This is a genomic window from Sedimenticola sp. (assembly GCF_050289425.1).
Classification (GTDB): domain Bacteria; phylum Pseudomonadota; class Gammaproteobacteria; order Chromatiales; family Chromatiaceae; genus Sedimenticola.
This window is the reverse complement of sequence record NZ_JBNKFS010000021.1, coordinates 40,622-55,344: the sequence shown is the minus strand read 5'-3', so window position 1 is coordinate 55,344 and position 14,723 is coordinate 40,622. Positions and strand designations below refer to the sequence as shown.

The 14,723-nt window shown below is 57.1% G+C and carries 13 protein-coding genes and 1 pseudogene; 7 read left to right on the top strand and 7 right to left on the bottom strand.

The window, feature by feature from the left end; all coding sequences use genetic code 11:
* The first annotated feature begins 28 nt into the window (after nt 1–28).
* On the top strand, nt 29–1,216 hold the full coding sequence (locus tag ACQY5R_RS14265) for a formylglycine-generating enzyme family protein (RefSeq protein WP_428609583.1): 1,188 nt from the start codon (nt 29–31) through the stop codon (nt 1,214–1,216).
* A 5-nt stretch (nt 1,217–1,221) separates the two neighbouring features.
* Nucleotides 1,222–2,100: a radical SAM protein gene (locus ACQY5R_RS14260; RefSeq protein WP_428609581.1), complete on the top strand. Its 879-nt coding sequence runs from the start codon at nt 1,222–1,224 to the stop codon at nt 2,098–2,100.
* Nucleotides 2,101–2,149: 49 nt separating this feature from the next.
* Here ACQY5R_RS14260 and ACQY5R_RS14255 read toward each other — a convergent pair whose 3' ends face one another.
* Complete coding sequence (locus ACQY5R_RS14255) at nt 2,150–2,854, bottom strand: FKBP-type peptidyl-prolyl cis-trans isomerase (protein WP_428609580.1); 705 nt, start codon at nt 2,852–2,854, stop codon at nt 2,150–2,152.
* 190 nt (nt 2,855–3,044) lie between these two features.
* Here ACQY5R_RS14255 and ACQY5R_RS14250 point away from each other — a divergent pair, with 190 nt between their 5' ends.
* Nucleotides 3,045–3,284 carry a hypothetical protein gene (locus ACQY5R_RS14250; RefSeq protein ID WP_428609579.1) on the top strand — a complete coding sequence of 80 codons (240 nt, stop codon included), beginning with the start codon at nt 3,045–3,047 and terminating at the stop codon, nt 3,282–3,284.
* A 2-nt stretch (nt 3,285–3,286) separates the two neighbouring features.
* On the opposite strand, the gene nadC is transcribed toward ACQY5R_RS14250, so the two are convergent.
* The 3 genes from nadC to ACQY5R_RS14235 form a co-directional block, all read right to left on the bottom strand.
* Nucleotides 3,287–4,105 carry a carboxylating nicotinate-nucleotide diphosphorylase gene (gene nadC, locus ACQY5R_RS14245; RefSeq protein ID WP_428609620.1) on the bottom strand — a complete coding sequence of 273 codons (819 nt, stop codon included), beginning with the start codon at nt 4,103–4,105 and terminating at the stop codon, nt 3,287–3,289.
* A gap of 22 nt (nt 4,106–4,127) precedes the next feature.
* Complete coding sequence (locus tag ACQY5R_RS14240) at nt 4,128–4,460, bottom strand: FKBP-type peptidyl-prolyl cis-trans isomerase (protein ID WP_428609577.1); 333 nt, start codon at nt 4,458–4,460, stop codon at nt 4,128–4,130.
* Between the two features lie 380 nt (nt 4,461–4,840).
* Nucleotides 4,841–7,105, bottom strand: a complete 2,265-nt coding sequence (locus ACQY5R_RS14235; protein WP_428609576.1) for a DUF1631 domain-containing protein — start codon at nt 7,103–7,105, stop codon at nt 4,841–4,843.
* A 288-nt stretch (nt 7,106–7,393) separates the two neighbouring features.
* Here ACQY5R_RS14235 and ACQY5R_RS14230 point away from each other — a divergent pair.
* From ACQY5R_RS14230 to ampD, 4 genes and pseudogenes are all read left to right on the top strand, one after another.
* Nucleotides 7,394–8,916 (top strand): annotated as a pseudogene (locus tag ACQY5R_RS14230) (DUF1538 domain-containing protein).
* A gap of 2 nt (nt 8,917–8,918) precedes the next feature.
* Nucleotides 8,919–9,269, top strand: coding sequence for a P-II family nitrogen regulator (locus ACQY5R_RS14225; protein WP_428609575.1), 351 nt, complete (start codon nt 8,919–8,921; stop codon nt 9,267–9,269).
* On the top strand, nt 9,266–9,664 hold the full coding sequence (locus ACQY5R_RS14220; protein ID WP_428609573.1) for a CBS domain-containing protein: 399 nt from the start codon (nt 9,266–9,268) through the stop codon (nt 9,662–9,664). The genes ACQY5R_RS14225 and ACQY5R_RS14220 overlap by 4 nt, the downstream gene beginning before the upstream one ends.
* A complete protein-coding gene (gene ampD / locus ACQY5R_RS14215) occupies nt 9,661–10,218 on the top strand; it encodes a 1,6-anhydro-N-acetylmuramyl-L-alanine amidase AmpD (protein WP_428609572.1) in 558 nt (185 codons plus the stop codon). The genes ACQY5R_RS14220 and ampD overlap by 4 nt, the downstream gene beginning before the upstream one ends.
* Here ampD and lspA read toward each other — a convergent pair.
* The 3 genes from lspA to ribF all read right to left on the bottom strand — a co-directional run bounded on the left by lspA (nt 10,215) and on the right by ribF (nt 14,623).
* Nucleotides 10,215–10,685 (bottom strand): signal peptidase II, encoded by a 471-nt coding sequence (gene lspA, locus ACQY5R_RS14210; RefSeq protein ID WP_428609571.1) that lies wholly within the window; start codon nt 10,683–10,685, stop codon nt 10,215–10,217. The genes ampD and lspA overlap by 4 nt on opposite strands.
* A 44-nt stretch (nt 10,686–10,729) precedes the next feature.
* A complete protein-coding gene (ileS, locus tag ACQY5R_RS14205) occupies nt 10,730–13,558 on the bottom strand; it encodes an isoleucine--tRNA ligase (protein WP_428609570.1) in 2,829 nt (942 codons plus the stop codon).
* A gap of 132 nt (nt 13,559–13,690) precedes the next feature.
* Nucleotides 13,691–14,623: a bifunctional riboflavin kinase/FAD synthetase gene (gene ribF / locus ACQY5R_RS14200; RefSeq protein ID WP_428609569.1), complete on the bottom strand. Its 933-nt coding sequence runs from the start codon at nt 14,621–14,623 to the stop codon at nt 13,691–13,693.
* Between the last annotated feature and the right edge of the window lie 100 nt (nt 14,624–14,723).

Below are 14,723 nucleotides of genomic sequence, written 5' to 3'. Positions count from 1 at the left end.
GCAGCCGTAACCGCAGGAAACATTTGCCATGTCACCCACTCACCCACTGGGCCAACTCAGCGCCCTGCAGCAGATGATGGCCCAACTGCTGGAGCCCCTTAGCGACAGCGAGTGCCGGCACAGCCCGGCTCCCGAGGTCGCCCCGTTACTCTGGTATTACGGGCGTGCCGTTTACCTGGAGACGTATCTGCTCAGAGATCGGGTTCAGGGCAAGCCGGATATGACCGACCGCGTGGCCGACATTTTCACTACTGGCGCCCCTTCACCCGAAAGCCAGTGGCAGCAGCTACCGCCCAAAGTGCATCTGCTCAGCTGGGCCACAACGCTCCAGGACGAAAACCTGATGCGCCTGGCCAACCCGGACAAACTACCGCCTCATGAGTGGCTGAACGATAACCGCCTGATATGGCTGATCAACCAGCATCGGGCCATCCTGTATGAGCAGATGCTGCAGGCACTGGTAGAGCGACGTCTGGCGCACGCGGCCCCCTACCGGGCAAATCAACGCCTGATTGCCCAAGCACCCACAGACGATCTGGTGGGTGTTTCCCAAGGACATTACCGGATCGGCGCCAAGGACGACCCCGCCGCCCGCGACAATGAGCTCCCGACTCAGGTGGTCAACCTGAGCAATTTCCGCATCCAGCGCCATCCGGTCAGTAACGCGGACTGGCTCGCCTTCATGGAAACGGACGGCTACGGTTCACAGACCTTCTGGGATGAAGCCGGCTGGACTTGGCTCCAGACACACCCCCCACACCCACACCATTGGCGTCGTGACGATCAGGGTGCCTGGTATGGCATCGGCTTGAATGGTCCCGCCGATCTACCACCGTCCGATCCGGTAATGGGCATCACCTATCATGAGGCACAAGCCTACGCCCGCTGGATTTCAACGCTGGGCGGTGAACTGAGCGGAGCGGTATTGCAACACGAATATCAGTGGGAAGCCGCCATGCGCACCCAGGCGCTGGAGCCGTCCGGTCGGGTCTGGGAGTGGTGCGCCAATCGTTTTGCACCCTATAGTGAATTTCAGCCGGGCGCCGATCCAGAGGGGGGTGAGCAACAGTTTACCCTGGAGCATTTTGTACTGCGCGGTGGCTGCCTGCATAGCCAGGCAGCGCTCCGCCGCATCAGTTTCCGGCAACATGCCGCTCCCGGCTCCCGAACCGGCTTCAGCGGTACGCGACTGGTCTTTCCACCCGAGGGAGCCTAGCCCGGATGCTTAACTACGACATGCCACTCTATCGTCCCCCCAGTGAGGGCAATAACCTGATTATCCAGGCTACGCTCGGTTGCCATTTCAACCAGTGCTCGTTCTGTTCCATGTATAAACAGAAGCGCTTCAGCGTACGGCCGCTTGAGCAGGTTTTTAGCGAAATCGACCAAGCGGCGCGGGATTGGCCGGATGCCCAGCGGATTTTTCTCGCCGACGGGGATGCCCTGACACTGCCCACCGACCACTTGCTCGCTATCCTGGCAAAACTGGCGGAGACATTCCCCCGGCTGAATCGCGTCTCCTGTTACGCCAACCCAAGCGACATCCTGCGCAAGCAAACGTCCGAGCTGGAGAAGCTAAGAGCACACAAATTGAACCTGCTCTATGTCGGGATCGAATCGGGTTCGGGGACTATCCTGAAGAAAATCACCAAGGGAGCCAGCCCACGCAGCATTCGCGCTGCCCTGGAAATGGCGCACCAATGCCGACTCAAGGTATCTGCCACCATCATTCTCGGCCTGGGTGGCCGATCCCGCTCAGCGGAACATATCCAAGGTACGATTGAGTTGCTGAACCGCGCGCCGGTGACCTACCTGTCGACCTTGCAGCTTTTTCTCGATCCGGGAGAGGAAGAACGGTTCCTGGAAAAGTTTGGCGAGCCTTTCACGCCCCAAGACGATCAAGCGGTACTCCAGGAGCAACGTCGTCTCATAGCGGGCATCGAGCCGCCACAGCCGATTATCTTTCGTTCCAACCATGCCTCGAACGCGCTGGCCCTGGCCGGCAATCTACCCCGAGACCGGGCACGTCTGTTAGCCCAGCTGGATCAGGCGCTGGCATACGGCAAGCGACTGCGCCCCCGCCACTTACGTCGGTTATAGGAGGCAAGGTATGCGCCCGCCCTAACGGGCGGGGCATACATTGTGCCGCTTATTCGCCTTTCTTCTCTTCCAGCACCTTGGGTGCTTCGAAGGAGATCAGCTCAACCTCGAAAATCAGGGTCTCATTGGGGCCGATGGCGCCTGGCGCACCCACTTCTCCGTAACCAAGGCTGGCTGGGATAAACAGTTTCCACTTGGCACCCTTGTTCATCTGGCTGATACCTTCCCTGAAACCGGGAATCACGCCATTCAGTGAAAAGCTGGCAGGCTCGCCACGGGCATAGGAGCTGTCAAACTCTTGGCCGGAAATCAGCGTACCGCGATAATTCACCGTTACGGTGGCACCGGCCATAGGCTTTTCGCCCTCGCCAGCCTCTAACACCTGATACTGCAGACCGCTAGGCAACACCACTACGCCGCTCTTTTTGCCGTTCTCCGCCAAGAACTGCTCACCGGCCTGCTTGGACGCTTCTGCCGCCTGCTGCTTGGCCTTGGTCATCTCCTCTTTGGTCTGGCGGAACGCCTCGGACATCTGTTCCAGCGTTAATTGGGTTTTCTTGCCGCTCAGGACATCATCGATAGCCGCGCCAAAGGCCGCCCCTTCGACAGTTACCCCCTGCTGCTGCAGCTGTTGGGCAAACTGATAGCCCAAGGCGTAACTGAAGCGCTGCTCCAAACTGCCCAGATCGGCCGCTTGGACAGAGAAGGCCGTAGTGGCTAAAACAGCTGCCGTGATGATTGGTTTGATAGACACAGACATTAATTTTCCTTTGTGTGATGAATGGTGGCCCACCGGGCCTATTGAGTATAACCGGACAAGATAGAATTTTTATTCTTTAATGCCGTCAAATAATTGCGAATAGTCACATTATTGACTATTTTATCTAGTCAATATCCCATTGGACCTCTATGCTGAAATTAGCACTCTATTTCCAGGAACAGGCATGGCCATCAACTCCATATCGGATTCCGCCCTTCAGGGCATCCAGCGCGGCATGCAGCAAATGCGCCGCAATGCGGCGGATATTGCCAGTGCCAACCAGTTGACCAGTAAGGCCCCCACCAAAGACGCCGTCCGGGCCTTGGTGGAACTTCACCAAAGCAGCCTCCAGACAAGTGCCTCGATCAAGGCATTCAAGACCGCCGATTCACTGATAGGTTCCCTGCTCGACGTCAAAGCCTGAACTTACTCGTCAAAAAACCGCATCGAGAGATCGATCGCCCTCACATCCTTGGTCAACGCCCCGACTGAGATGTCGTCCACGCCGGTCTCCGCAATACCGCGAATCGTCTCCAGAGTAACCCCTCCGGATGCCTCAAGGCGAGCTTGCCCACCGACACGTGCCACCGCCTGCCGCAACCTCTCCAGAGAAAAATTATCCAGCAGAATACGCTGGGCACCGGCCGCCAGCGCCTCGTCCAACTCGTCCAGCGACTCCACTTCCACCTCAATCTCTACATCCGCCGCCAACGCCTGAGCGGCTTGCAACGCCGCCGTCACCGACCCGGCCGCTTCAATGTGATTCTCCTTAATCAGCACAGCATCAAAGAGACCGATTCGATGGTTGTGGCAGCCTCCGCAGGTTACGGCGTACTTCTGCTGCAACCTCAGACCCGGCACGGTTTTACGGGTATCCAGTATACGCACGCCCGTGCCGGAAACCGCATCCGCATACTGCCTGGCTAGCGTAGCCGTACCAGAGAGAGTCTGCAGATAATTGAGGGCAGTGCGCTCACCGCTTAGCAGCGCTCGTGTATTACCGCTCAACTCACAGACCAGGCTATCGGCTCCAATCGACTCCCCATCACGGCAGTGCCAATCAATGACGACAGACGAATCAAGCTGCCGAAATACCTCTTCAAACCAGGCGACGCCGCAGATCACCGCCGACTCGCGGCAGATCACCCTGACCCGGGACCGTGCCTCGGCCGGAATCAGTGCGGCCGTACGGTCACCGCTACCCAGATCCTCTTCCAGCGCCAGCTTTACCTGGGATTGAACCATTAACCGATCGGGTAATGACAACTCAGCGTATCTCCAACAACTCAACCTCAAACACCAGGGTGGCATTGGGAGGAATTACGCCCCCGGCACCCCGCGCGCCATAACCGAGCTGCGGCGGGATAGTGAGTTTTCGCTTACCACCAATGCGCATGCCCTGAACCCCCTCATCCCAACCGCGAATCACCTGCCCAGCGCCGAGCGCAAACGAGAAAGGATCATTCCGGTCAAGACTGGAATCAAACTTGCTCCCATCCGTGAGCCAACCGGTGTAGTGCACCACAACCCGCTGACCTGCCGCAGCCACTTCGCCCTCACCCTCTACCAAGTCATCATATTTGAGACCGGAATCAGTCATTTTCTCTGCCATTACCACACCCTCTGGGATTCAATAAAGTTGGTTATTGTATACCGCCGCCGATCTCAACCACCAGTCGACCCAACACATCGCAGTTGTCCCCAGCCCTCGCACCTCTCAAGCCGCTCCCGGCCATCCTTGGCCTCGGCTCTAGCCTCCTGCTTCGCCCTACCTCCTCCATCCCTGGAGTCGTCCGCGGCATAAGTCCATCCCCTCCCAACGCCGCTCCCGGCCATCCTTGGCCTCCGCGGCATAAGTCCATCCCCTCCCAACGCCGCTCCCGGCCATCCTTGGCCTCCGCGGCATAAGTCCATCCCTGGACAAAAAAAATACCCCCGCGAGGCGGGGGCTTTAATGGCACAGTAAACTCACTCATAACTTCACTTCTCTTTCCCACCACCGGGCTTTTTCGCCAGTGACTGATTCAACGTCACCACCATCGAATTCAACGCCCTATCCATTAATGGCACATCTACCTCTGGTAGTAACACCACTTTGCCACTACGCAGCCAGGCACCGAGACCCCGCTGCGACACCTCAGCGACCTTCATCCCTTTGCGGTTAACAAACAGGCAGCTACCACTGATACTGCTACGCCAGGAGAGCTTGGCACGAATCACCGAGCCATCTTCCTCGGTGAGCTCCAGCCAGCTACCCACAGCCAACTCCTCAGCCTGCTTATCGAAAGCATCGGGCTCGATATCGACCGGAGCAATCTGGGCATCCACCGTCTCGAGAACGATCTCCTCCATGCCCCCAGCGGCCTCACCACTCTGCCCCGCCCCTTCTGACTGAGTGTCTGTCACCTCATCCAGAGCCCGGCCACCGCGCAGACAAGCCAGATGACGCGCCTGCAACCCTTTAAAGGCCCGGGTCATCTTGTGCTGGTTATAAGAGATATCGCTAAGACCGGCGCGCAATCCCTTCAACAGCTCCGGAATAGAGCGTAGCAACTCCTGCCGCTCACGGTGACTAGGCTTGGGCATAACACTCCAAACCAATCGCTCCATCAGGTTGACCGCTTCACCCCACTCTTCGCTCTCTTTGCCTTTCCGCAGATAGATCAGCAACATCACGTCATTCCAGCCATCCCTGACCAGGTTTTGCACGACATCAGGAACTGAAGAGTAATTCGCCAGGCAACGACCAATTTCATCCGCCACATGACGCTTGGCCTCAACCAATGCCTCTTTCCCCTGGGTAACCTGAGCCGCCCGCTCCTCAGCAACATGCGCTCCCCGTTGCTCACGCTCAAGAAAGGCGGAAAACTGTTCGTACAGTTCATCGAACAGCGCCAGATCATCATCAAACTTCGCCAATATCCGGCTCACCGCCGACTCGATATGGGCATACAAGCCATCGCCACTGCGGCCAGACTCTTCTGTCCAACCGATAGCTGCCTGCGCCATCGCGTTAAGCAGGCGGCGCGCCGGATGATCCTTACGCCCAAAAAAGCTCTTATCCAGGATCGCCACTTTCAGCATCGGAATCTGCAACCTTGCCAGCAGCGCACGCATGGGATCAGACAGACCGGGGTCATCAAGAATAAACTCGAACAGCATGGAGATGACGTCGATGGTATCTTCGTCTGAGCGACCAATAGCCACTTTGCCGGACCCATCCTGTCCAATCTGCGGCATGCTCAGCAGCACCGTCCGCATAGCCCCGGCATCCAATACCTGTCCGGCGGGCGTCTTGGCACTATCGCTCTGCTGCTGCAACACTGAGAGCGCCGACAGCAGGCTTCCGGAATCGACGTACTGAACCGACCCTGGAGGTGTCTGCGGCATCGGGCGACGCTGCAACAGCAACTGCTGCAAAGTGGCAAACACCTCCGCCTGCAACTCCGGGTTATCCCCAGCCACATAGGCCGCCCGATCATCCGCGGCGGAGCTCCTTGATGACGAGTCATCGGATCGATAAGGCGAATTCCGCCGCATGGTCGGCTTGATACCCGGCAGGATACCGGCCTTGGCCAGCGTCGCGTTGACCTGGTCGTAAAGCGGGCCCAGCTTAGCAATCACCTCTTTCTCAAACTGCTTGTAAATCACCAGCTTGACAGCAAGCGGCACCTCCAACATAGAGATGGATTGCTTGAAGGCGGTACAAAATGTAGCCGGAGCCAGCGGATTACCGTCCTCGCCGATCTCCATCCCATTCAAGAGATAACTGAATCGCTGGTCCAGGGCATAGAGATCGCGATAAAAGCTATTATTGCCCTTGGAAACCATACCGGTGATCGCCAACCCCTCTTCCAGGTCATCGCTTTCCACCAGGTCCAGCTCGTCACAGGAGAGGGACGCACCCGACGCCTGCTGCGGCACCGCCCCCGGACCATGAGTCCAGAAACGATCAAACCGTCCCAATATGCCTTTGTTGTAAGCGCTTTGAATGGCAACGCGCTCCAGGCGCAGAATACGCATCGATTCAAAATAAGCCGTCTGATTCTGATCACTACCGGCCTTATCCGCCTGCGCATACAGCACATCATCCAAACGCTCGAACAGGCCGTCCATCTGCTTCGGCAAGTCCTTTACCAGCAACTGACGACAAGCATTAATGGTTCCGTTGTAACCCGACCTCAGGGTCACCCCCTGATCACCTGAACGCTTTCCGTCAAAAGAAATGATATTCCCGGCCTTCATAACTGGATTCCAATCGTTACCTGTCTCAAATTTAGAATCGGCGGCACCCGATCAAAGGGCCCTCCACAGCATGAAGTCTGGACCCCGCCAGACTGGGCTGTCGTGAGAAGCGTCACAAATAGTCAAAAGTCAAATACTTGTCACTCAAAACCGTGATTTAGCTCCCAGATAACCGGGCAATTCAGCACATTCTTCGAGTGATTAGCCGCCAATGTAGAGATCGACACCTATCTCACACCACCTATACATTTGGTTAACATCAATTTATCCGTCGTGTATTGTTACGGCGTGAACAAACTCATCCAACATTTTAGTAGGGCGCTGACAGAGAGCATTCGCGACCTACTCCCTATTGTAGTCGTAATTGCCTTTTTCCAACTGCTCGTATTCCGCCAACCGATCCCCGACTTGGGCAAGATGCTGCTCGGAACGGCACAGGTAGTGATTGGCCTGACGCTGTTCGTTCAAGGACTGAAAATGGGGCTGTTCCCAATTGGTGAATCGATGGCCCATGATTTCGCCTCAAAAGGGAGCCTCCTCTGGCTCACCTTGTTTGCCTTCGCTCTCGGCTTCGGTACAACCGTGGCGGAACCCGCACTCATTGCCATCTCAAATGAAGCGGCCCGTGTCGCCGCTCTCGGCGGCATGATCGCGGAAAGCCAACCGGCCATGCAACGTTACGCCGATGGCCTGCGCCTCACCGTGGCCGTTTCGGTTGGCCTGGCCATCGTGATCGGTGTAATAAGGATCATCAAAGGCTGGCCGGTGCAATATCTGATCATGGGCGGCTACGCCGGAGTGGTAATCATGACCGCTTTCGCTCCACCCGAAATCATCGGCATCGCTTATGACTCCGGCGGCGTCACCACGTCTACCATCACCGTCCCGCTGGTAACCGCACTCGGCGTCGGTTTGGCCAGCAGTATCCGTGGACGAAATCCAATGACCGACGGCTTCGGACTGATCGCCTTCGCTTCACTGACACCGATGATCTTTGTAATGGGCTACGGGATCCTGCTGTAATGACCTGGTTATCGGAATTTTTCAGCACACTGATCGCCACGGCCTCCGACGTTTTGCCCATCGCCGCCATCCTGTTTGGATTTCAACTGTTTGTGCTACGCAAACCCGTCCGTCACTTGGGACAGGTAGTCATCGGTTTTTTTCTGGTTCTATTGGGGCTGACATTTTTTCTCCAGGGCCTGGAGGAGGCGCTCTTCCCGCTTGGCAAGTTGATGGCGGCGCAACTCACCGCCCCCGAATTCCTGGGTATCAGCCAAACCGCCCATGAACTGGGCGCTAACTGGCAACACTATCTCTGGGTTTATCTGTTTGCCTTTGCTATTGGTCTCTCCACCACCATTGCCGAACCCTCTCTGATCGCCGTAGCAATTAAGGCCAATCAGGTATCCGGCGGCGCCGTCGGTACCTGGGGGCTGCGTATCGCCGTAGCGCTGGGGGTAGCGATTGGCATCGCGCTGGGGGCCTACCGCATCGTCACCGGCACCCCACTGCACTACTATATTATCGCCGGTTATATCGTGGTCCTGATTCAAACCCTGTTCTGCCCCAAGGCCATCATTGCCTTAGCCTATGATTCCGGCGGCGTCACCACCTCCACCGTGACCGTCCCGCTGGTGGCCGCACTGGGGTTAGGTCTATCCAGCACCATCCCGGGCAGAAACCCGATGCTGGACGGCTTCGGGTTGATCGCCTTTGCCAGCCTTTTTCCCATTATGAGCGTCATGGGCTATGCCCAACTTAGTGAATGGCTTGCCCGTCGGGCAAGAGCAACCCGAGAGAGGGAATAACTATGCATTTCAAATTGATCATCGCCCTCATTGAGGACAGCAAGACCAATATCGTAGTGGATGCGGCGAGAAATGCCGGCGCCACCGGTTCGACCGTAATCAACCAAGCCCGCGGCGAAGGGCTGCAGAAAAGCAAAACCTTTTTCGGACTTAGCCTGGAAGTACAACGGGACATGGTGCTGTTTCTGGTTGAAGAGCACCTGAGCCGCACCATCCTCGAAACCATTGCCGAAGTCGGAGAGTTCGATGACAAGCCCGGCACCGGGATCGCCTTCCAGATTGACGTGGAAGATGCTGTTGGGGTCAGCCATCAAATTCGCCAACTTACCAGCGTTGTGGAGGGCGAGCTGTGAACAGCGAAAAGGTTATCCGGGTCCGGGATGTCATGAAGCAACAGGTAGATACCGTTGACGGCATGGATACGGTAGAAGCCGCACTGCAGAAGATGAACTATGTGGAAACCAAGACATTGTTGGTCAACAAGCGGGATGAGAACGACGCCTACGGCATCGTCATGTTCTCCGATATCGCCCGCAAAGTACTGGCCAGGGATCGTCCACCGTCCCGCGTCAATATTTACGAAGTGATGACCAAACCCGTCATCTCCGTCGAGCCCGATATGGACATCCGTTACTGCGCGAGGCTGTTCGATCGGCTCCACCTGTCACGCGCACCGGTAATCAGCCATGGCCAAGTGCTTGGCGTAGTAAGCTTCTCCGATATGGTGATCAAGGGCATAAAAAAATGAGTCTCCCGAACTGGTCGGGGTGGCTGGATGGGGTACGCCACTGCCCTTCGCCCAATCAAGATGATCGCCCCGAATCCTGCCAAATCGATCTGCTGGTCATCCATGGCATCAGCCTGCCACCTGACCAATACGGCGGCCCCTGGATCGACCGACTGTTTCTCAATCAGCTGCCGCCAGACGCGCACCCCTATTTTGCCGACATTCACCGGCTTCGGGTATCGACCCATCTACTGATTCGACGGGACGGCGAGCGGGTTCAGTATGTACCATTGACACGGCGTGCCTGGCATGCCGGACAATCCTGTTTCGCGGGACGCGAGTGCTGCAACGATTACTCTATCGGTATTGAGTTGGAAGGGAGCGATACCACGCCTTATACCGCGTCGCAGTATCAGGTTTTGGCGCAGACGATTCGTGAAATTCAAACATACTACCCGACCATCAGCGATGAGCGGATAACCGGCCATAGCGATATCGCCCCGGGTCGTAAGACCGACCCCGGCCCGGCGTTTGACTGGGATTACCTAAAACGGCTGTTGGCGCAGAACCATTAATCCGCTTGCTTGACTTGTCGCCCGACAAAGGCATCCAGAAACAGCAGCGCCACCCCGAGGGAAATGGCGATATCCGCGACGTTAAACGCCGGCCAGTGATACGAGTTGTAGAAAAAATCCAGAAAATCGATGACATAACCGAACAGCAACCGATCCAGCAGATTGCCCACCGCCCCGCCAATGACCAAACTTAAAGAGATCGCCAACAACCGCTCACGCCTGAGTCGCGACAGCCAAATCACCAAAACCAGCACCACCACCGCGGCCACCAGGGCGAAAAACCAGCGCTGCCACCCCGCCTGGTCACTTAACAAACTAAACGCGGCGCCCTCGTTATAGGCCAGGGTCAGATTGAAATAGGGCAGGATGGAAACGGTCTCATAGACCAGCAAGCTGGACTCGATCAGCTGCTTACTGATCTGATCCAGTGCTATAACCACCAACGACAACCAAAGCCAACGATACATCAATGCTTCCCTAGGGTTTGCCAGGCAAAGGGGATAACGACGGATCAGGCAATCCGCCTGACCTCACCCACACCATCCACGTTCTCAACACAGCGCCCACAGAGGGCAGGATGAGCCGCGTGTTGACCCACATCCTCCCGATGGTGCCAACAACGTCCGCACTTTTCATGGTCAGAGGCACGCGCCAGCAACGCGACGCCAGGCAGATCGGTGGGCACCGCTTCGGCCGGTTTTTCATCCGCGTCATGTACCCGGGCATAAGAGGTGATCAACACAAAGCGCAACTCATCTTCCAGCTTATCCAGATCGGCTCGCGCCTGCGCATCGCAATAGAGGTCCAACTCAGCATCCAGGGACGAACCGATCACGCCGCTGGCGCGCAACTGTTCCAATTGTTTGCCGACCGCGGTGCGGATAGCAATTACCCGGCCCCAGAAATCGCGATCAAAACTATCCCCCTGGTCCAGCGCAAAAAGCCCGTCATACCAGGTTTCGACAAACACCGTCTCACTCCTCTCGCCCGGGATGTATTGCCAGATTTCGTCCGCCGTAAAGCTGAGGATCGGCGCCAGCCAGCGCACCATCGCTTCCATCACGTGATAGATAGCGGTCTGACAAGAGCGGCGGGCACGACTGTCGGCCTGGGTGGTGTACTGGCGGTCCTTGATGATGTCGAGGTAAACCCCGCCCATCTCCGGTCCGCAAAAATTGTGGATCTTCTGGATAATCAGATGGAATTGATAACCTTTATAGGCTTCGACGATCTCCTGCTGCAGGCGATAGGCGCGATCCACCACCCAGCGGTCCAGCTCCACCATCTCAGCCGGCGGCAGCATATCCTTGGCCGGATCAAAGCCGTTCAGATTGGCCAACAGGAAGCGCGAGGTGTTGCGGATACGACGATAGGCATCCGCCGTACGCTTGAGGATTTCATCGGAGACGGTTATCTCTCCGCGGTAATCGGTTGACGCCACCCAGAGACGGATGATATCCGCACCCAGTTGTTTCATCACATCCTGTGGACTCACGGTATTGCCGAGGGACTTGGACATTTTGTGTCCCTTGGCATCCACGGTGAAGCCGTGGGTCAACACACCCGCATAGGGCGCCCGATTATGGATGGCCACCGAAGTGAGCAGCGAAGACTGGAACCATCCGCGATGCTGGTCGGAGCCCTCCAGGTAGAGATCAGCCGGATAACGCAGCTCGGAGCGGGGCTCCAGCACGGCAAAATGGGTGACACCGGAGTCGAACCAGACATCCAGCGTATCCTGCACCTTGTCGTAATCCTGCGCCTGATCGCCCAACAGCTCCTGAGGATCCAGGGCAAACCAGGCTTCGATACCTTCCGACTCGATCCGCATCGCCACTTGCTCGATCAGCGTAGCCGTTTCCGGATGCAGCTCACCGGTCACCTTGTGGATAAACAGCGCTATCGGCACACCCCAGGTGCGCTGACGGGAGATACACCAGTCGGGGCGACCGGCCACCATACCTTCAATCCGGGCACGCCCCCAATCGGGCGTAAAGGTGACCTTATCGATCTCATCCAGAGCTGTCTGCCGTAACCCCTGCTGCTCCATGCTGATAAACCACTGAGGCGTGGCACGGAAGATGATGGGGGTCTTGTGGCGCCAGCAGTGGGGATAGCTGTGGGCCAGCCGGGCCTCCTGCACCAGCGCGCCACACACCTTCAATACCTCGATTACCTTTTCATTGGCGTTGAACACGTGTTCACCGGCAAACAGCTCGGTCCCCTCGACAAAGCGCCCATCACCCCCAACAGGGTTATCCACCTCCAGGCCGTAGCGCTGGCCGACGATGAAGTCGTCCAGGCCGTGTCCGGGCGCGGTATGCACAGCACCGGTACCGGCATCCAGGGTGACATGCTCTCCCAGGATCACAGGAACTTCACGATCATAGAAACAGTGCTTCAGCTTCAAGCCCTCGAAGGCGTCGCCCCGCCCATAGGCGATGACCTTATACTCCTCGATGCCCCAGCGTAGCATGCTATCTTTGAGCATCCCTTCCGCAACAATCAAGCGCTCTTTACCGTGGGCGCCATTCGCCTGCACCACGGCATAATCCAGCGCCGGATTCAACGCCACCGCCTGGTTGGCGGGCAGCGTCCAGGGCGTGGTGGTCCAGATCACCAACGACAAGGGGCCCTCACCGTGTCCGCCCGGTACCGAATGACAGCTACTCATCAGGGTTTCCGGATCGAGCACTTCAAAACGCACATCGATGGCGAATGACTCCTTATCCTTGTACTCCACTTCTGCCTCTGCCAACGCAGAGCGGCAATCGGTACACCAGTGCACCGGCTTGGAGCCCTTATGCACGTGGCCGTTCTCAACAATACGACCCAACGCCCGCACGATGTCCGCCTCGGTTTTAAAAGCCATAGTGAGATAAGGATCTTCCCAGTCACCCACCACACCCAGACGCTTGAAATCGGTACGCTGCTTGTCTACCTGCTTGGTGGCGTACTCGCGACAGGCGACACGAAACTGGGCCGCCGTCACTTTGCCGCCGGGCTTGCCGACTTTTTTCTCCACCTGCAGTTCAATTGGTAGGCCATGGCAGTCCCAACCCGGTACATAGGGGGAATCCAGGCCATCCAGAGTGTGACTTTTGACAATAATATCCTTCAGCACCTTGTTCACGGCATGGCCGATATGGATCTCACCGTTGGCGTAAGGAGGGCCATCGTGCAAGATGAATTTCGGGCGCCCGGCAAAGGTTTCGCGAATCTTGTGGTACAGCCCTATAGCTTCCCAGCGCTTGAGCATTTCGGGCTCACGGTTGGCCAGGTTGGCCTTCATGGGAAAGCCGGTATTGGGGAGGTTCAGAGTACTTTTATAGTCAGTCACAATCTATTGCCTTGCCGCAGCTGAATTCAGGTGTGCGATCTCTCTAGTCAAAATTCCGGTAGCCGTCGCCAAACAGTTCACAGGCGATGATGTTGTGGCAATTACACCACTGATTTAAATCCGATTCACTTACTAATCGATAGCAAAAAAGGTCCTGGCCTGGGCGGCATCCTGCTCAATCTGCCGACGCAAAGCGTCGAACGACTCAAAGCGCTGCTCATCCCGCAACCACTTACAAAACTCCACTTGCACATGCTCCCCATAGATGAGGCGCGAAAAATCGAACAGGTGCACTTCCAGCAGATAGCGGGGATCTCCCACCACCGTGGGCCGATTGCCGATATTGGCCACACCGGGTAACGATCCCTCCGACAACCCGTGGACTCGCACCGCATACACACCGTGCACCGGGCTCACCTTTCGGTGCAGATCGATATTGGCGGTAGGGAAACCGATGGTCCTGCCCCGGGCATCCCCATGGGCCACCCGGCCACAAATCTGATAGGGGCGCCCCAAATTCCTCTCCGCCAGCGCCAAATCACCTTGCGCCAGCGCCTCGCGAATGCGGGTACTGCTAACTCGTGCCTCACCATCCATGACGGTGTTCATATTGGCCACTTCAAAGCCGTGCGCCTCACCAACCTGACGCAACAGATCAATATCCCCCACCCGGCCCTTGCCGAAGCGGAAATCATCCCCGACAAACAGAAACCGCACATCCAATCCATCCACCAACAGTTCCTGGACAAATTGTTGTGCCGACATAGAGGCCAGCTTATGCCCGAACTCCAGCAACACCACCCTGTCGATCCCGGCATCTTTCAACGCCTGGAGCTTTTCCCGCATCCGGGTCAGGCGTGCCGGCGCCGCATCCGGCGCAAAGAACTCCATTGGCTGCGGTTCAAAGGTAACGACCGTCGTCGGCAGACCGAACGCCGCCGCCCGCTCCCGGAGATTCCGGAAAACCGCCTGATGCCCAAGGTGTACGCCATCAAAATTACCGATCGTGGCGACGCAGCCCCGGTGTTCAACACGCAGATTGTGGAGACCGCGGATAACCTGCATCTTCGCCCGCCAAAGGATCCAAAACGCTGCATTATAGGCAATGTTTTGTCACAAGTCTGTTTCTGAGTGGCCGTGACGGAGAGTCGTCCCGGTTCGCCCT